Below are 19,101 nucleotides of genomic sequence, written 5' to 3' on the forward strand. Positions count from 1 at the left end.
AGGTTTCCTGCGCGGCGCAGGGAGGATGGTGTGCATATTGAGGAATCTTTTCTTCCATGTGCTACAATAGAGATGGGTATTGACTATTCGTTACTATTTCATGGTGAGGTGATTTCCATGGTACATAAAAAAATAATGGCTGCCCTGGCGGCAGGGTTTTTATGTTTTTCTTTTTCCTCCTATGCCAATGAGGGGCTTGACGCACCGAAGGAAGAGGCCCTGCCTTTTGCGGCAGCGGTGAAGTCGAATGGAAAGTGGGGAGCTGTTGATGGCAGTGGACAACAGGTGATTCCTCTTTCCTATGATAAGGTGGGCATCAGTCTGTCGGATCCTGATGTGAAGGATGATGATGTGGACAGCGAGCCGGGCCGGGAGAATCTGGTGGAAGTAGAGGAGAAGGGCCTTCGCGGTTTTTATAACCGGCAGGGACATGTGGTTGTTCCTGTTTCCTATGAAACCCGTTCCGTGTGGAAGGACGGCGCCCTGGCAGTGCAGGGGAAGGATAAACGGATTTCTTTCTACCGGAAAGACGGCACGAAGATTTCCGATAAAACCTTCGAGCAGGTTTCTGATTTCCAAAATGATATGGCCATTGTGAAGGCGGACGGGAAGTACGGCTATCTTTCCATAGATGGAAAGGAAATCGCTCCGGTGTACCAGGAGGCCCGTTATTTTGAGGATGGCCTGGCGCCGGTGAGGAGCAAAGGCCGCTGGGGCGTCATTGACAGGGAAGGAAAAGAAGTGGTGGCGCCTCATTACAAAGATGCCGGTCCTTCATACAGTGACGGCCTTCTGGCGGTGGAAGATAACCAGAATCACTGGGGCTTCATCGATGGAAAGGGACAGGAAGTGGTGCCCACGGTGTACAAGGCGGTGGTGCCTGTATTCAGTGAGCATATGACGGCCGTGGAGGACGCAGGAAAGCTCTGGGGCTTTATGAACAATGAAGGCCAGATTACGGCAAAACCCCAGTTCAAGGCAGTGCTGACGCCTTTCTCGGAAGGGCTGGCCGGCGTGAAAACTACCGATGGCAATGGGTATGCCAGACCGGATGGCACCATAGCTTTCATGGCGGAATTTGACAAGCTCTATCCTTTTGAAGGAGGGCTGGCCGAAGTCCGCACTGGTGAGGTAGGGGAAACGGCCGTCATGCGCCGCTTCCCGGTAACCATCGGCATCGGCTGGGGCTGGGGACACTGGTATCACCACCATCATCATTACCACCATCCCTTTGGCTGGGGCATCGGTTTCCCTGTGTGGGATCCCTGGTATTATGATTATGAAACGGTGCCCACCATCCGGGTGCAGCGGGGCTATATTGACAGCAGCGGAAGGGTCATTGCCAGCCCGTCCAACGACAGGGTATTCAAACGGGGCGAAAAGGGCATCCTGATTCGCAATAACGGCCGGTACGGCTGGGTGAACAAAGAAGGCACCTTCATAGCTCACACCGTGTATCCCGGTCTGATTCCAGAAGAAGAGGACCATGTGCTTCTGGCTCAGAATGACAGTAAGAAATGGGGTATCCTTTCCATGGATAATGGCAGCACCCTTGTCCCCTTTTCCTATGACTCCTTTTCTGCTCTTGGAAACGGGATCTACGGCTATAAGCTGAAAGACCGGTGGGGTCTGATTTCCAAAGATGGCACTGTCATCACAGAGCCTGTGTTCCGGGCCCTTTCCAGGGAAGGGGACGGTCTCATTCCGGTGAAGACGAAGGAGGGCTGGAAATTTGCAGGCCCTGATGGTAAAGATCGCATTACTTTCCAGGAAGAAGCTTCCGATGTGACACCGTTCCATGATGGAAGGGCCGGCGTGAAAATCAGAGGCAAGTGGGGCCTCATTGATACAACGGGACGGTTTGTAATCAAACCTTCCTATGATGATCTGGATATTTTGTAATCTTACCATAAAAACCGGCAGGCATTGCTTCAGAGACCTGCTGGTTTTTATAGTGGAATGAAAAAGCCTTTTCTTCTGGCTCAGGGTGAAAAAGAACAGTAGGGGGTCCATTTTTTTATGAGACACCGCCCAGCCGGGGCATACACACTGTTTGACATCTCTCTTTCCCCGTATGATATAATAATCCCCATCAGGAGGTATCCTATGAAAGACCATAAGCAGCTGCTGGTGAAAATAGCCCTGGCTTTAGTGGTGATTTTCCTCTTTGGCGGCTTTTATCTGGCAAGTCCCGGCACTTTTTATGAAATCTGGCATCTTCTGCAGCGGGGAGAAATTTTTGAGATTGCAGCCTATATCCATTCCTTCGGCCGGTGGGCGGTGGTATTTGCTTTCCTGCTGACTGCCGTCATGAATGCAGTGGGATTTCCGCCGGCCATGATTTTCTCTACGGCCTGCACTTTGATTTTCGGCATTGTACCAGGCATCCTTCTGGCCTGGGCAGCGGAGACTGTGGGTGCCGGCATCAGTTTTCTCTTTTTCCGTACTTTCCTTCGGGATACAGCGGAAAAACTGATTTCCGGAAACAGGAAACTGCAGGAATGGGATGAGAAAAGCAGGAGCGAGGGCTTCCGGATCATGATGATAGCCCGGGTGATTCCCTATTTCCCGGCAGCAGCGCTGAATGCATTTGGCGCCCTTTCGAAAATGAGCTTTCGGGACTATATACTGGCTTCCTTCATCGGCAAATTTCCTGCCACTGCCCTGGAAGCGCTCATCGGCCATGATACGGTGACCATCCACCAGAATCCCCTGCGCCTGGGCGTGGTTATCGGGATTTCTATCCTTTTATATGCCATCTTTTTCATATGGGACAAGAGAAATCGGAAAGTGAGTGAAGAATGATGATGGACAAAAACGAAGAAGAAAAGCTGGACCGGCTTTTTGATTTCTTCCGTGAAATTGACAAGGAAAAACTGATTACCCGCCAGACCTACGTGACCGGCGCCCGGCGCATGGAGGACGATGCGGAACATGCCTGGCACATGGCCATTATGGCTATCATGCTTTCGGAATACAGCAATGAGAAAATCGATGTGCTGAAAACGGTGTCCATGCTGCTGATTCATGACCTGGTGGAAATTTATGCCGGTGACACCTATGCCTATGCAGGAGTCAGCAAACAGGAACAGCACGATAGAGAAGCCCAAAGTGCCGATAGACTTTTCGGCATGATTCCGGAAGAAGGAAAGAAACTTCGGGCCCTGTGGGATGAATTTGAAAAGGCCGATACACCGGAAGCCCGTTTTGCCCACACTATGGATAATATTCAGCCCATGATGCTGAATGACTATACCGGCGGGAAGGCATGGAAAGAGCATGTCGTCCATCTGTCCCAGATTTTAAAAAGAAACGAGCATACTGCCGAAGGCTCTCAAATCCTCTGGGAATATGCCAGAGAAAAAATCATCTCGCCCCATGTGGGAAAGGAGATTAAGGAGTAGAAGGGGTCGGCTTACCGCTGGATTGTATTTCCGGAAGAGACCATAGAGAACAGACAGTCAGACATTATCCTTTGCTTTACTCAGGATGATGTCAGGAAGGTAAGCACATAACGCTGACCTTATCATTATTGCCAGAAGGGTAGTCCGCAGCCCTGGCGCCACAGGCGCTGTCAAGCCTTGGAACCTTCCGGCCCAGGGCTTACCCATCTTAAGAACCTTTCGTTCAGCCCCTTTACAATCCTTCTTATATTTGCTAGAATGTTTCCATAACTACGGTGATGATGAAAAGGAGTACGCATAAGCAGCGAGCCGGTGAGGGTGAGAGACCGGCAGGATGCGGAAGGCGTTTCGGAGCTGCTGCCTGAACGGAGTAGGGCTGCTATGAATGAAGGCGGGCCATTGGCCAATGAGGGTGGAACCGCGGGTCAGGTATCCCTGTAACTCGTCCCTGTAACTTACTTGTTACAGGGATTTTTATATTGTTTTTAGGAGGACATATGACATTTCAGCAGATTGTTTTAGCACTCCAGAAGTTCTGGTCGAAAGAGGGCTGCGTACTTGGCGAAGCTTACGACACGGAAAAGGGTGCAGGCACCATGAATCCTGCCACTTTCCTTCGGGTTATCGGACCGGAACCCTGGAATGTGGCCTATGTAGAACCATCCCGCCGTCCTGATGACGGCCGTTACGGTGAAAACCCGAACCGTCTCTACCAGCACCATCAGTTCCAGGTTATTATGAAGCCGTCTCCCAACAATATTCAGGAAACCTATCTGGAATCTTTGAAGGAACTGGGCATTGACCCTGAAGAACATGATATCCGTTTTGTAGAGGATAACTGGGAGTCTCCGACACTGGGTGCCTGGGGCATCGGCTGGGAAGTATGGCTGGATGGCATGGAAATCACCCAGTTCACCTATTTCCAGCAGGTAGGCGGCATTGATGAACATCCGGTGGCTGTGGAAATCACCTACGGCCTGGAACGTATTGCCATGTATATTCAGGAAAAGGACAATGTGTATGATCTGGAATGGACTGACGGCGTAACCTACGGCGATATCTGGCACGAAAATGAATATGAACAGTCCGTATACAGCTATGAGCTGTCGGATCACGACATGCTTTTCAAGCTCTTTGATATGTATGAAGCAGAAGCCAAGAGGGTAGTGAAAGCAGGCATGGTGCTTCCTGCCTATGATTATGTACTGAAATGCTCCCATTCTTTTAATCTTCTGGATGCTGCCGGTGCTATTTCCCTGTCTGAACGGACGGAATACATTGCTCGGGTCAGAAATCTGGCCAGAATGTGCGCCAAGGGCTGGCTGAAGAAAAGAAAGGAACTGGGATTCCCCATGCTGAAAGGAAGTGAAGGAAAATGAGTAAGAATCTTCTTTTGGAAATCGGAACAGAGGAAATGCCTGCCAACATTATGGCTGGCGTAGTGGAACAGCTGAAGGAACTGTCCCGTGCAAAGTTTGAAGAAAATCGCATTTCCTTCCATGAAATCAAAGTTTATGCCACCCCCAGACGGCTGGCAGTGCTGGTGAAGGATGCAGCTGACCGCCAGCCGGATGAAGAAGTCAAGAAGCGTGGCCCTTCCATTAAAGCGGCTTTTGATGCTGATGGAAACCCCACCCGCGCAGCCCAGGGATTTGCCCGGGGCCAGCACATTGACCCGTCTCAGCTGGTGAAGGAAGGGGATTATACCTGGGCCCATGTGGTGAACCAGGGCAAGGCAGTGGAAGATGTACTGCCGGATCTTTTCCTCTCCCTCATTACAGGTCTTAATTTCACCAGAAGCATGCGCTGGGCCGATGAAGAAGCCCATTTCATCCGTCCTGTACGGTGGATTGTGGCACTGGCCGATGACAAGGTAATTCCTGTGGAATTTGCTCATGTGAAGAGCGGCCGCGTAAGCCGGGGCCATCGTTTCCTCTGCAAAGAACCGGTAACCATTGAAAAACCGGAAGATTATAAGGAAACCATGAGAAAGGCCTTCGTTATTGTGGACCAGGATGAAAGACGGAACATGATTCAGAAGGGCCTTCTGGAAACAGCAGAAAAACTGGGCGGCCATGTATGGCACAATGCGGATCTTCTGGAAGAAATCAACTACCTGGTGGAATACCCCACGCCTCTTTACGGCAGAATTGATGATGAATTCCTGAAGCTGCCGGTACCGGCTGTGGTTACTCCCATGCGTGACCATCAGAGGTACTATCCGGTAAGGAAGGAAGACGGAAGCCTCATGCCCTATTTCCTGACTGTCAGAAACGGCGGCACCAAGGCTCTGGAAAACGTGCAGCACGGCAATGAAAAGGTGCTGCGTGCCCGTCTGGATGATGCGAAATTCTTCTTTGAAAATGACCGGAAGAAGACACTGGAAGGTCATCGGGATGATCTTACCCGCATTAACTACCAGGAAGGCCTGGGAGATATGCGGGATAAGGCAGACCGTCTGGAGAAACTCACTGCTTTCATTGGAAAAGACTGGCATTTCACTGATGAGGAAATGAAGGATGCCGACAGAGCTGCCTTCCTGTCCAAGTCGGATCTGGCTACCGGCATGGTTACTGAATTCACGGAACTCCAGGGTGAAATGGGAAAGGAATATGCTCTGCTGGATGGGGAAAAGCCGGAAGTGGCCCAGGCCATTTTCGAACAGTACATGCCCCGTTTTTCCGGAGATATTCTGCCGAAGGAATCTATCGGCCGTGCCCTTTCTCTGGCTGACAAGCTGGACAACCTTTCTGCTACCTTCCTTAGAGGTCTGATTCCTACCGGTTCCCAGGATCCCTTCGCACTCCGCCGTCAGACCATCGGCGCTGTGAATATCCTGACCGATGGAAAGATTCACTGGGATATCCGCCGGGGCATTGCCAAAGCCCTGGAACTGCTTCCCGGTGAACAGGAAGTGAAGGACAAGGTCCTTTCCCAGGTGGAAGATTTCTTCCGTCAGCGTATCCGCGCTATTCTTCTGGACAACGGTATTGCCTACGATATCATCGATGCCGTACTGGCAGGTCCGGTGGATGACATTTATGCCATCTTCCTGAAGGCCCAGGCTATGACGGAAAGCCATCTGAAAGAGGAAGCCGATCTCCGTCAGGCTGTGACCCGTCTGGCCAACATTACCAAAGGCAAAACCGGCGGCAAGGTGGATCCGGCCCTCTTTGAGGAAGATGCGGAAAAGAATCTGGAAGCTGCTCTTGCCAAAGCCATGGCAGCCGTGGAACCGCTGTACAGGGAATACCGCTACGCCGATGCCCTTCCTTATCTGAAAGAATTGACGGCACCCATTAATGATTACCTGGACAACGTCATGGTTATGGTGAAGGATGAAGCGGTGAAGAACAACCGTATTTCCCAGCTTCTTAAGACTCTCTCCTTCTTCGATGCCTGGGGTGACTTCAGCAAACTGGTGTAATGATTCATGAATGAAAAAATCCTCCAAAGGAAACTTTGGGGGATTTTTAATTGGGCATAAGAATGGGAAAGAGGCAGGGGCCTTTTTAAAAGCATATCGAAAAGCACTTGACCGTTTCAAAAATATTCGATATAATAATGACAGAACGAATCGAGAAATATCGTTAAACAGTTTATCTTATATATTTCCTATATTTCCAACAAAGGAGAAATGACCATGTTTAAATTACCGGAATTACCGTATGCTTACAATGCCCTTGAACCTGTGATGGATGAAGCAACCCTTCATTTCCACCATGACAAACATCATGCCACCTATACGGCCAATCTGAACAAGGCTCTGGAGTCCCATCCGGAGTTGGCAGATAAGTCTATCCGCTATCTGATCGCCCATCTTAACCTTCTTCCTGAAGATATCCGGGGCGCTGTCAAAAATAATGGCGGCGGTTATTTCAACCACGCCCTTTTCTGGGATATGATGGCACCGGAGGGCAGTACTTCCTTTGCGGGCCCGGTGGCTGAAAAGATTAAGGAAGACTTCGGTTCCTTTGAAGAATTCAAAAAGAAATTCTCTTCTGCCGCCGTTTCTCAGTTCGGAAGCGGCTGGGCATGGCTGGTTTACAGCGACGGCCATCTGGAAGTCCTTTCCACGGCCAACCAGGACAATCCGTTGACAGAAGGAAAGAAACCGCTGCTGGCGCTGGATGTTTGGGAACACGCCTACTATCTGCAGTACCAGAACCGCAGACCGGATTTTGTGGAAAACTTCTTCCGCATTATCAACTGGGACTATGTCAACAAGCTGTATGAAGATGCAGTGAGTGCAAAGAAGTGCGGTGCTAAATAATTTCATAAAACTATAGTAAAGGGGCTGTGAAAAAATAATGAAAATTTTTTCACAGCCCCTTTTTGTGTTTTATTTTTTGTCAATGACAGTAAGCAGTTTGTTCCATTGTCATCTGGAACAGAGATACTTGTCGGAAGCAGCACAAAGGGTTTTGAGCACTATAGTTACTCTGAACCGAGAAATCTCCCGCCACAATTGGATCTTCTGAACCCGGGCCGCCAGGCAGCTTCTTACTCATTGGGCTTAAAGTCCAGTTTTACCGCTTCTTCAGCCAGTTCATTCCTGCTGCTGCTTCCCGGGAACCACTGGATGCGCAGTGGGCGGCGGAAAGTTTTGGCGAAGTCCTTGATCAGGTGCTGCACCGCATGGGCAGGAACGTCGAAGTTATCCCGGCTGGTGTAGATACGAAGGTCCAGGGCTTCCCGGGAGGCAGTGCAGATAAGACGGGTAATGCACTGCTCGTGGCTTTCGTCCAGGCCTTCCGCCAGGGAAAGGAAGAGGGCCATCATGCGGACTTCTTTCATCTGCAGGTCCGAGAGGATACGGACATGGCTGTTGGATTTCAGGAATTTGCTGGAATAACCGTGATGGAAGGCGCAGATAAGAGCGCACATGATCTGCTCTCTATGGGACCAGCCGAAAATGTGGGCGTTAGCGGTGATGTAGGCACTGTGCCTGGCATGGCTGTAGTAATTGACAATGGTGCCGGTGTCATGGAGAAGGCCGGCAGCATAGAGAAGGTTTCTCATGCGATCGTTCAGATGGTGCATTTTTTTCCACTGATCAAACATGGAAAGGGCCATGGCTGTCACGTAGGCTGTGTGGAAATCATATTCCAGGGGAAGGGTATAGAGATAGTTCTTCACGGAAGAAATGAGCATGTTGTGCTTCCAGCTGCCTTCCCTGTCGTAAATGGGATCATAGTAGTGGAAGAAAAGGCCTTCCCGGAGACCGCAGCCGGAAATGGTGAGGTAGGAGGATTTCGCTTTTCGCACGATTTCCTGTACCATCAGGGCACCGGCAATAATGATGTCTGCCCGTTCTTCGGACAGTCCGGAAATTTTCTGCCTTTCCTCAAAGGTCTTGCCGCAGATGGATTTCACCAGGGCGAAAAGGTCTTCCACCGGAAGGTTGTAGTTGTGGAGCTTGGGCAGGGGATAGGAGGAGGCCCGCTGGTGTACCTTGGCTAGATTGCGGACCGTACCGCCTACGCCGATGACTTCCATGGGCTCTTTGGGGAACCAGGGGATCTCAGCCAGTTTTTTCTGGATGAAATTTTTGATTTCATTGATCATGTCATAGGGCACGGACCCGGAGGAATGAAACATTTCTGTCAGTGTCACGGCGCCCAGAGGGATACTGATGGAGTGTACCCGTTTCTTGTTTTTGACCAGGGAAATTTCTACGCTGGCGCCGCCCAGATCAAAGAGAAGGAAATCCTTCCGGTCAATGGTGTGGGCCACGCCGGAAAATCCCAGGGCCGCTTCGGCTTTTCCGCTGATAATGGTCATGGGAATGCCGGTGTTGAGGCGGACCCGTTTCAGGAAAGAGGCTCCGTTTACCGCATTTCTGACGGCGGCGGTGGCTACAGCCAGCACTTTTTTTACTTTCTGCACGGCCATGATATGGGCGTACACGGTAAGGCATTGCAGCGCCCGCTGCTGGGCCTCTTCCGTGAGCTGCCGGGAATCGAGGGTCATGCCTTCTGCCAGGCGGATGGATTTCTTTTCCTGATAGATCAGTTTGTAAGAACCGTGGGCTCCAATCTGCATGATGACAAAGCGGATGGAGTTGGAGCCTAAATCAATAATAGCTATACGTTCCATGGTTTCTCCTTTAGAGGCAGTCTGACCGGAAACGGGAGGACACTGCCTTTGATGATTCTATTTTACAACAGATGGGAGGGAGGCGGTAGAAGATAGTCATTAGAAATTGGAAATCCCAGGCTGTCTCCTCTGACAGATATGACCGGTCCTTTCTCTTCTGCCTCCTTTTTCCCTTAAGATATGCTACAATAATGATATAATAAGAAATAATCATCATTCAGAAAGAAAGGTTTCACAGCGTTTTACAGAGGCTTTACTTTCCCGGTGTACAATCATACAGGAATATGGGAATTTCCCATGCATTACTCATAGAAACGGGGGCTCGCTATGTCGGATCAAAAGCCGCTCATTTATGGAATCATTCATATCGGTTCATCCAATGTATCCATGCGCATTGTGCAGTACAACAGCGTAAAGGATATCCGGGTCATTGAATCGGTGCGCAAGGATACTACGTTTGGCGAAGAGGTATTTAACCAGAAGCGCCTTTCTTTCCCCTCCATTAAGAAACTGTGCCGTATGCTGGAGGGATTGAAGCAGCTTCTCATGGATTACCAGGTCAAGGTGTATGCCGTGTATGCCACGGCGGTGCTCAGAGAAGCGGAAAACTGCCGCTCCATTATCGATCTGGTGCGGGTAAATACGGGCTTCAATGTGCAGGTAGTAGATATGCCGCAGGAAATTTATTTCAAGCATTTCGGCCTGCAGTACCAGTTCAAGGAATACAACAAGGCTATCGGCGGACGCATGGGAAATAATTTCCTCTTTGTGGATATCACCTCCGGCTGCATCGGCCTTACCGTGTGGGAGAAGGGGGCTCTGTGCTACCAGCACAATGTGCATATCGGTACCCTGCGCCTGCTGGAAACCTTCAAGCTGAACCAGCGGGATTCCATGGATTTTCCCCAGGCTCTGGGAGAATATATCCATGCCATTATGGAGCCGCTGTGGGTGACGGTCCGGAACTATGATATTGATACGGTCATTCTGTCCGGCCGGGAGGCACGGATCGTGGGCCGCCTCATGGGCTATGAAATTGAAAAGGAAATCACAGAAGTCAGAAAGGACGTGATTATCCGCTTCCATGAGGAGGCAGGCAGTCTTTCCACTTCCATGCTGCGACAGAAGTACCATATTGAAGAATCTCTGGCATCGGTGGTATCGCCTACCATTCATATCTATAAGGAGATTCTGGACAATGTGCCTGTGAAGAATGTGGTGATGATGGGCATGACTTTCGTAGAGGCGGCAAGCCTTTTCTACGGCGCCCAGAAAACGAAGGATCCCGCCCTTCTGTATATGCGGGCCCAGAATCTGGAACTGACCCGCTCCATTGCGGCTTCCTATTATTATGAACCGGACCATGCCAGAGCCATGGAGCGGTACAGCTATCATATTATCCGCGCCTTCGACCGGTACAATGGTCTCAATGAAAGGGATGAATTCCTGCTCCGCATGGCCATTATTCTGTACCAGATCGGGAAATACGTAAACCTTTTGGGCTCTTCCATCCAGGCCTGGAGCATGGTGAAGGGTACCGATATTTTCGGTATTTCCGACAAGGAAAAGGACATTGTGGCCTGCATTGTGTACTATGACCACAAAGGCATGCCCAGCGATGATGACGAGCCTTTCCGCATCCTCTCCGATGAATCGAAGATGACGGCGCTGAAGCTCATCGCCATTTTCCGTCTGGTGCGGGCCATGGATATGTCCAGAAAGCAGAAGCTGAAGGATGTGTCTGCCAGAATCGTGAAGGACTGCCTGCTCATTGAATATGAAAGCGATGAGAATACAGCCTTGGAAACATGGCTCTTTGATAAGGAAAAAGAATTTTTTGAAAATATATTCGGCATGGAAGCCAAACTTGAGCGGAGGTAATTATGGACGTGGACGTAAAGAATCATCGGTATTATCTGAATCGAGAACTGTCCTGGCTCCAGTTCAACAGAAGGGTTCTCCAGGAAGCGGTGGACCCCAACAATCCCCTTCTGGAGAAATTGAAATTTCTAGCTATTACCAGCTCCAATCTGGATGAATTTTTCATGATTCGCGTAGCCGGTCTGAAGCATCAGAAGGAAAACGGCGTGAAGCGGAGAGATATTGCCAACATGACGCCGGAAGAGCAGCTGGAAGCCATCTCCGATACCTGCCAGCGCCTGGTGGCAAGGCAGTACCGGTATCTGAAAATGATACTGAAGGAACTGGAAACAGAGGGCCTGTATTTCATCCGTCCCGAAGATGCATCGCCGCGGCAGATGAAATGGCTGGACGATTATTTTGAAAGGGAGATTTTTCCGGTAGTAACGCCTATGGCGGTGGATTCCTCCCATCCCTTCCCTTTCCTGGCTTCCAAGAGTCTGAACATTGCCCTACTGCTGGAACGGAATGAGCGGGATATGACTCTGGATGAAGAAAACGATATTGACGTGAAGACGGCCATTGTGCCGGTGCCTTCGGTGCTGCCCCGGATTGTGCGGCTGCCGGACAATCCGGAGAATCCGTCCCGCCATGATTTCATATTTCTGGAACAGGTGCTGTGCCACTTTGCAGCCCGCCTGTTTATTGGCTTTGACCTGCTGGAAGCCCGTCCTTTCCGCATTACCAGGGATGCAGATCTGAACCTGGATGAGGAAGATGCCCAAGATTTGGTGGTGGAAGTGGAAAAGCAGCTGAAAAAGAGACAGCGCGGGGAAGCGGTGCGACTGGAATATGAACGGGGCACCAGCCGTTTCATGCGCCGATTCATGACCTCGGAAATGAATCTAGGGTCCGAAGATATGTATGAAATCGACGGCCCTCTGGATGTGACCGCTTTCTTCTCCTTCTGCGGTATCAAGGGCTATGATAACCTTCGCTACCCCGAAGCCCATCCTCACCGCCCCTGGTCCATGATTCAGCTCAGTAAGGACGGCAGGAAGAATATTTTTGATATGATCAGGGAAAAGGATCTTCTGGTGCATCTGCCCTATGAGTCCTTCGACGATTCCGTGGTCAACTTCGTGGCTTCCGCTGCCTCGGATCCCAATGTGCTGGCTATTAAGCAGACCCTTTACCGCGTTTCCTCTTCCAGTCCCATTATCCAGGCCCTGGAGAAAGCTGCGCAGAACGGGAAACAGGTGACGGTGCTCATGGAAGTGAAGGCCCGGTTTGACGAAGCCAACAACATCCTCATGGCAAGGCGTCTGGAAAAGGCAGGGGCCCACGTCATTTACGGGCTGGTAGGGCTGAAGACCCATTCCAAGTGTACCCTGGTGATTCGCAGGGAAAAGGATGGCATCCGCCGCTATGTCCATGTGGCTACAGGCAACTATAATGCTTCCACCGCCAAACTGTATACGGACCTTGGTATTTTTACCTGCAACGACCGCTTCGGCAGTGATGCCTCCGCTTTCTTTAACCTCCTTTCCGGCTACTCTGATCCGCCGATTTGGGACTCTTTTATCGTGGCCCCCATTAACCTGCGCCAGCGGTGCATGGAGCTCATTGACCGGGAAATCCATTTTGCCCTGCAGGGAGAACCGGCCCATATGATTGCCAAAATGAACTCCCTTCTGGATAAGGAAATCATAGCCAAACTCTATGAAGCGTCCCGGGCCGGTGTGAAAATCGAGCTTATCGTCCGGGGCATCTGCGTCATTATCCCCGGCATTCCGGGAGTGAGCGACAACATTACTGTGAGAAGTCTGGTTGGCCGCTTCCTGGAACACAGCCGCGTCTTCTGGTTCGCCAACGGCGGCAGGGAAGAGCTCTATATCGGCAGTGCCGATTGGATGCCGAGAAATCTAAATGACCGCGTGGAATTGATGATTCCGGTGAAGGATCCTGATATCTGCAGAAGGCTGAAAAACATGATTGATCTGGAACTGGCTGACAACCAGAAAGCCCACATTATGCAGTCCGACGGCAGCTGGCGGAAATTCATTGCTCCGGAAAACAAGGTGGCCGCCCAGGCTAGGTTCCAGAAGCTGGCGGAACAGAGGGACCGGGAGGATGAAATGACCCTGGCCCAGAAAATGGAACCTTATGTGCCGGTATTCGGCAAACATGAATAAAGAAGAAAAAGCCCCGAAATTCGGGGCTTTTTTTCGTAGAATGATAGATTCATCGGAATGATTTGCAATAGGAAAAAGAAAGAATATGAAAGAAATAAAATTCTTCTCTTTTCCACTTTTGCCTTAAAATATTTATTATTTTGGGAGGTTCTGATAAAAAAACGGCATTTTTATGCTATGGAGTCCCACTAAAGGTAAATATATAATCGAACGCAGGTTTCATAAAGTCCTTGACATGGGACAAAAAAGGGCCACCCCCAAGAAATAGAGCACGTTCCTAATAGTTTACAATTAGAGACCTGGAAAAGGGACGGATAGGGCGGAAAGTCGAAAAGAACGGCCTATTCCGAACTCATCATATGCCAATTTATTTCTAATGTCCATTACTGGGGGACAAAATTGACAATCAGCCTTATTGGAAATATACGATAAAAACAGGATAAAATAGATATTTTATGACTGCAGATATGATTTTATTGCACGAAATAAATAGGATGAATAAATGGAAAATACAAGATAAATACTGAATAAAATCTGATTTCATAAAATGTCAACTCAATGCAATTTGACAAAAAGTCTACCTATGGTAGAATGACAGCCATAGGAGAGAAACATATGAAACATTCAACCTTTGAAAAAGCAGCAAAAGCAGCACTGTGCTCCCTTCTTCTTTTGTCCATGGCAGCCCAGACGGACCTTACCATGGCTTTCGGCTTTGGCACGGCCGATGAAGATAAAGTGGTCACAGTGTATGATGGCAAAACCAAAAAGGTGGTTACCACCAGGTCAAACAGCTTCAAAAAAGTGCTGAGCGAATCAGAAGTCACTCTGAATGCCTATGACAAATTCTGGACCAGCAGCAGCGATGTGAAAAATGGCGCTGTGGTGGTAGTGGAAAGAGCGGTGCCGGTCACCATTGTATCCGATGGCAGAGCCAAAACCGTGTATACTACTCAGCAGACCGTGCAGGGCGTGGTGAACGAAGCTGGATTTGACTGGAAGAAAATGATGCCCATCGAAGATGGTATGATGAAGGTCACCCAGGGCATGCAGATCCATGTGGTACCCTATACCTCCCGGGTGGTGAACCGGACGGAATCCATTCCTGTTCATTATCAGAAGTGGTATGATGCCAGCCTGCAGCCGGGACAGCTGGAAGTGGTGCAGGAAGGCACCCCGGGCCGCAGGGAAGTGGAAATGGAAGAATACGTTTCTGACGGCAAGGTTATCAAGGCAGAAGCAGGAGATGTAAAAGTGATTGCCCACGGCACTCCGGGCATTGCCAAGAGCGGCGATGTGGAAGGCACCCAGGGCTATGTACGCAGCATGAGTGCCAGCGCCTATCATCCTACTGACGGCGACGGCTTCGGTATCACCGCCACCGGCACCAGGGCAGGTCATGGTACGGTAGCTGTAGATCCCAGAGTCATTCCCCTGGGTTCTACTGTTTATATTCCCAACTACGGCGAAGCAGTGGCAGCCGATACAGGGGGAGCCATTATCGGCGACCGTATTGACCTCTGCATGGAAACCTTCGAAGAATGCTATAATTTTGGAAGACAGAATGTGGAAGTTTTTGTGAATTATTAATAGAGACAGATGAAACCGCAGAACCTGGCGCTCTGCGGTTTTTGCGTTTTTGTTGGGGCAGGTGCTGTCAGGCTTCCCTTTCGGTATGCCTCTCTCTATATAAACCTCGTATAATCTCTGATTCCCATATGATATAATACAAGCCAGGAGGATTTTATGACGACCTTACTGATTGCTATTTTCGTAACTGTTTTCGACCAGCTGGTGAAATGGATTGTAGTCAGCCACATGGAGCTGGGTGAAACGATTCCGCTCATACGGAACGTATTTCATTTGACCTATATCCTGAACCCCGGCGCTGCCTTCGGCCTTCTGCCCCATCAGGACTGGTTTTTCCTGGCTATTGTGGCCGTCCTTTTCGCTGCTTTTTTCGTGATGAGGAAAAGAATCCCGGAAAAGCCTTTCTATTTTCCCGCGGCGGTGGGTATGCTTCTTGGCGGCGCTTTAGGAAACGGTATTGACCGCGTCCGTCTGGGGGCGGTGGTAGATTACTTTGACTTCCGCATCTGGCCTATTTTTAATGTGGCCGATATTTTCATCTGCCTTGGCGTAGGTCTTATTGCTTTTTACTTTTGGAGACACAGTGAATGAACCAGATAACCTGTCATATTACGGAAAAAGAAGAGGGAACCCGGCTGGACAAGGTGCTGCAGGATGCCTCGGGGCTGACCCGGTCGGAGGTGCAGAACCAGATGAAGGAGGGAAGGGCTCTCCTTTCCTCCGGCAAAATGCTTCGGCCCAATTACCATGTGAAAGCGGGAGATGAAATTTCCTTTTCCTGGGAAGAAAAGAAGGAGCTCACGCTGGTGCCCCAGAACCTGCCCCTTCAAATTCTCTATGAGGATGAGGATATGATTGTGATTAACAAGGCCCGGGGTATGGTGGTGCATCCGGGGTTTGGAAATCCTGACGGCACGCTGGCCAATGGGCTCCTGTATCACTGCGGACCTTCCCTCCTTACTGCCTGCGAGGATCCCATCCGGCCGGGGATTGTGCACCGGCTGGACAAGGACACGTCCGGTGTTATGGTGGCGGCTAAATCGGCAAGGGCATTTCCTGTACTGAAAGAAGAAATCAGGGCCCATGAAGCCCAGCGTCATTATCTGGCTCTGGTTCACGGGCAGATGGAAGGAAATACAGGGGTTATCCGCCTGCCTCTGGGACGGAGCGTGAAGGATCGTATGAAATGGGACGTGCAGCCTAAAACCGGAAAGCCCGCAGTCACTCATTACAGAGTGGAGGAGTTTATGCCGGGCTATTCGTTCCTGGAACTGAAGCTGGAAACGGGCCGTACCCACCAGATTCGCGTGCACATGGCCTACATCGGCCATCCTGTGGTGAATGATCCTCTCTATGGGTGGAAGAAAGATCATTTTCCTATCGAAGGACAGGCTCTTCATTCCTGGACACTGGACCTCACGCATCCGGTCACCGGAAAGCCCATGCATTTTGAGGCACCGGTGCCGGAAGATTTGAAGCGATGCCTTTCTATGGCCAGAAAAGGGGAAGTATAATGGAATACAGAAAAACTCATGTGCCGGGCTTTACTATCGGTACGGCGGAAGACAGGGAAGGCCTCACCGGTGTGACGGTCATTCTGGCGCCTAAAGATGGCGCTTCGGCGGGCGTCGATGTGAGAGGCTGCGCACCGGGCACCAGGGAAACTGATTTATTGAGTCCGGAAAAGACGGTGCAGAAAATCCATGCTGTCGTTCTTTCCGGCGGTTCTGCCTTCGGATTGGAGGCAGACAGCGGCGTTATGAATTACCTGGCAAAGCAGGGCACGGGATTTCCGGTAGGTGATATTACAGTGCCCATTGTCTGCGGCGCCGTACTTTTTGATTTGTCTATCGGCAGCAGCCATGCCCATCCGGATATACAAATGGGCTATCTGGCAGCGTCTAGAGCCTCTAATACATTTCCTGTGGGCTGCTATGGTGCCGGTACCGGGGCGTCCGTAGGAAAACTCAGGGGATTTGCCCATGCTATGAAAAGCGGAGCCGGTTATGCGGAATTCGGACTTCCCGGCGGTCTCTATGTAGGCGCCTATATAGCAGTTAATGCCTGCGGCGAAATCTATGAAGGAGATCACATTCTGGCCGGTGCACTGTCCGATGATGACAGCCATTTTATTTCTTCCCATGAACTGATGATGAAAGGCTTTCAAAGGCACATGGGCACTAATACATCCATCGGCTGTGTGATGACCAATGCCAGGCTTACCAAGGCAGAATGCAAAGCAGTATCCGGCATGGCTCATGATGGCTATGCCAGGGCCATCCGTCCGGTCCATACCACTATGGACGGAGATACGGTATTCACCATGGCCTCCGGCGAAGTGGAAGCGCCGGTGGACACGGTGGGCTATCTGGCAGAAGAAGCAATCCGTCTGGCCATTCTGGATGCCGTAAGGAGTGCGGAATCCATGGGCGGTAGGCCGGCCTTTTCGGACAGGGTGAAGAAGTTATCAGAAAAGTAAGGCCCCTTCTGATGAAAGAACTCTTTGTATCATTAAAAAATCCCTTTTTTCCCATCGAAAAAAGGGATTTTTTGATGGAAAAAGGGGAGGAAATGATATAAAATATAGGACACTTGCAGAAAATCACAGGCGCTTTTCTTGAGAAATCTCAGGAGCGCCCACGGCATCCAAATCTTCAACAAGGCAGATCCGGCGAAGGGATTCCTGCTTTTTCAAATAACCTGTCATTTCCGGAACATGCCGGATAGAAAGAAGTCAAATGAAAAACGAATATGCAGCAGTGAAAGACACTGCTTCTGATACAGAAAACGGCTTTCCTTCCAAGGGAGGAAAGGGAAACCGCATTTCAGGGCTTGATGGTCTTCGGACCTTGGCTATCACGGGGGTTACCCTGTTTCATATGTTTCCCCATACAATCCGGGGCGGCTGGCTGGGAGTATCCCTCTTTTTCGTACTGACCGGCTGTCTTCTGGCCTATACGAGCGAAAAGAGCAGAATCAGGCATTCTTTTTCCCTCCGGTCTTATATATGGAAAAGAATTAAACGGATATACCCCTCTCTCCTGATTATGATTTTACTGACGGTAGGGATATATTCCGTTTTGGCGCCGGATGTGATTAAAGCCATCCGGATGGAAGTGGTATCGGTGGTGCTGGGATACAATAACTGGTGGCAGATTAGCGAAAATGCTGATTATTTTACCAGAATGGCCAATCAGTCTCCTTTTACCCATCTCTGGTTTTTGGGAATCGAACTGCAGTACTACCTGCTGTGGCCTCTTCTTTTTGGTCTCTATATAGCCGTTTCCAGAGTGCTGAGTCCCCGGGCCGGCACATTTCTCTTTCTGGCAGGTGGTGTGGCAGCCATGGGAATCATGCCTTTTGATTTTGGGGAAGGCATGAATATGACAAGGCTTTATTACGGCACAGATACCCGAATTTATGCCCTTCTTCTTGGCGGGGCTCTGGGATTTTACCTGGCCCGTCGTACTTTGTCCAAAGAAATGGGAACTTTCCGGAAAAGAGGAGTCTCTTTGCTCTACCTCCTCGCACTCCTTTTCACAGGCGCCGGTTATGTGCTGCTGGACGGCCAGTTTCCCCAGGTTTATCAGTGGGCCATGGGGGCTTATACCCTGGTATTTCTGCTGCTTCTTCTCTGGACAGCGGACAGCAGGCTTCCTTTTGGACAGCTCATGGATAATCACCTTTTCCGTTGGATTGGCAAATACAGCTATGGCATTTTCCTGTGGCAGTACCCAGTTATTTTCCTTTTCCGCTATATGAAATGGGAAGGAACCATGCCTTATGCCATGGAAGCGCTGGAGCTTCTGCTCATCCTGAGTATTCCGCAGTAGGTGTACCGCCTGTCCGCCAAGGTGTACCGTTTGTCCGCCGAGGTGTACCGCTTGCCATTTTTAGGTAACTTCTTGAACTATTGGTGTACATGCCAGCTGAAATACTCCTAAATTCTTTTA

At 50.1% G+C, this 19,101-nt stretch carries 14 protein-coding genes; 13 read left to right on the top strand and 1 reads right to left on the bottom strand.

Features of this window, described 5'->3' with window-relative positions:
• The first annotated feature begins 117 nt into the window (after positions 1-117).
• The 6 genes from NW747_RS06950 (at position 118) to NW747_RS06975 (ending at position 7,677) form a co-directional block, all read left to right on the top strand.
• Positions 118-1,902, top strand: a complete 1,785-nt coding sequence (locus NW747_RS06950) for a WG repeat-containing protein (protein ID WP_273186295.1) — start codon at positions 118-120, stop codon at positions 1,900-1,902.
• A gap of 204 nt (positions 1,903-2,106) precedes the next feature.
• Complete coding sequence (locus NW747_RS06955) at positions 2,107-2,805, top strand: TVP38/TMEM64 family protein (protein ID WP_273186297.1); 699 nt, start codon at positions 2,107-2,109, stop codon at positions 2,803-2,805.
• Positions 2,802-3,404 carry an HD domain-containing protein gene (locus NW747_RS06960; protein WP_273186299.1) on the top strand — a complete coding sequence of 201 codons (603 nt, stop codon included), beginning with the start codon at positions 2,802-2,804 and terminating at the stop codon, positions 3,402-3,404. The genes NW747_RS06955 and NW747_RS06960 overlap by 4 nt, the downstream gene beginning before the upstream one ends.
• Positions 3,405-3,901: 497 nt before the next feature.
• Complete coding sequence (glyQ, locus tag NW747_RS06965; protein ID WP_008859380.1) at positions 3,902-4,783, top strand: glycine--tRNA ligase subunit alpha; 882 nt, start codon at positions 3,902-3,904, stop codon at positions 4,781-4,783.
• Entirely contained in the window at positions 4,780-6,831 is a 2,052-nt protein-coding gene (gene glyS / locus NW747_RS06970; protein ID WP_273186302.1) for a glycine--tRNA ligase subunit beta, read from the top strand. The genes glyQ and glyS overlap by 4 nt, the downstream gene beginning before the upstream one ends.
• Before the next feature lie 210 nt (positions 6,832-7,041).
• Positions 7,042-7,677, top strand: coding sequence for a superoxide dismutase (locus NW747_RS06975; RefSeq protein ID WP_273186305.1), 636 nt, complete (start codon positions 7,042-7,044; stop codon positions 7,675-7,677).
• 230 nt (positions 7,678-7,907) lie between these two features.
• Here the strand turns inward: NW747_RS06975 and NW747_RS06980 are convergent, their stop codons facing one another.
• A complete protein-coding gene (locus tag NW747_RS06980) occupies positions 7,908-9,503 on the bottom strand; it encodes a Ppx/GppA phosphatase family protein (RefSeq protein ID WP_273186308.1) in 1,596 nt (531 codons plus the stop codon).
• 327 nt (positions 9,504-9,830) lie between these two features.
• On the opposite strand from NW747_RS06980, the gene NW747_RS06985 reads away from it, so the two are divergent.
• The 7 genes from NW747_RS06985 to NW747_RS07015 all read left to right on the top strand — a co-directional run bounded on the left by NW747_RS06985 (position 9,831) and on the right by NW747_RS07015 (position 18,981).
• On the top strand, positions 9,831-11,384 hold the full coding sequence (locus tag NW747_RS06985; RefSeq protein ID WP_008859375.1) for a Ppx/GppA phosphatase family protein: 1,554 nt from the start codon (positions 9,831-9,833) through the stop codon (positions 11,382-11,384).
• A gap of 2 nt (positions 11,385-11,386) precedes the next feature.
• Positions 11,387-13,558: a polyphosphate kinase 1 gene (gene ppk1, locus NW747_RS06990; RefSeq protein WP_273186311.1), complete on the top strand. Its 2,172-nt coding sequence runs from the start codon at positions 11,387-11,389 to the stop codon at positions 13,556-13,558.
• Positions 13,559-14,173: 615 nt separating this feature from the next.
• Positions 14,174-15,148: a G5 and 3D domain-containing protein gene (locus tag NW747_RS06995; protein ID WP_273094693.1), complete on the top strand. Its 975-nt coding sequence runs from the start codon at positions 14,174-14,176 to the stop codon at positions 15,146-15,148.
• A gap of 156 nt (positions 15,149-15,304) precedes the next feature.
• Positions 15,305-15,739, top strand: coding sequence for a signal peptidase II (lspA, locus tag NW747_RS07000; protein WP_273186315.1), 435 nt, complete (start codon positions 15,305-15,307; stop codon positions 15,737-15,739).
• A complete protein-coding gene (locus NW747_RS07005) occupies positions 15,736-16,662 on the top strand; it encodes an RluA family pseudouridine synthase (RefSeq protein ID WP_273186318.1) in 927 nt (308 codons plus the stop codon). The genes lspA and NW747_RS07005 overlap by 4 nt, the downstream gene beginning before the upstream one ends.
• On the top strand, positions 16,662-17,627 hold the full coding sequence (locus tag NW747_RS07010; RefSeq protein ID WP_273186321.1) for a P1 family peptidase: 966 nt from the start codon (positions 16,662-16,664) through the stop codon (positions 17,625-17,627). Before NW747_RS07005 ends, NW747_RS07010 begins: the two co-directional genes overlap by 1 nt.
• A gap of 259 nt (positions 17,628-17,886) precedes the next feature.
• Positions 17,887-18,981 (top strand): acyltransferase family protein, encoded by a 1,095-nt coding sequence (locus NW747_RS07015; protein WP_273186324.1) that lies wholly within the window; start codon positions 17,887-17,889, stop codon positions 18,979-18,981.
• Positions 18,982-19,101 lie beyond the last annotated feature (120 nt).

Source organism: Dialister succinatiphilus, assembly GCF_928721695.1.
GTDB lineage: Bacteria > Bacillota > Negativicutes > Veillonellales > Dialisteraceae > Dialister > Dialister succinatiphilus.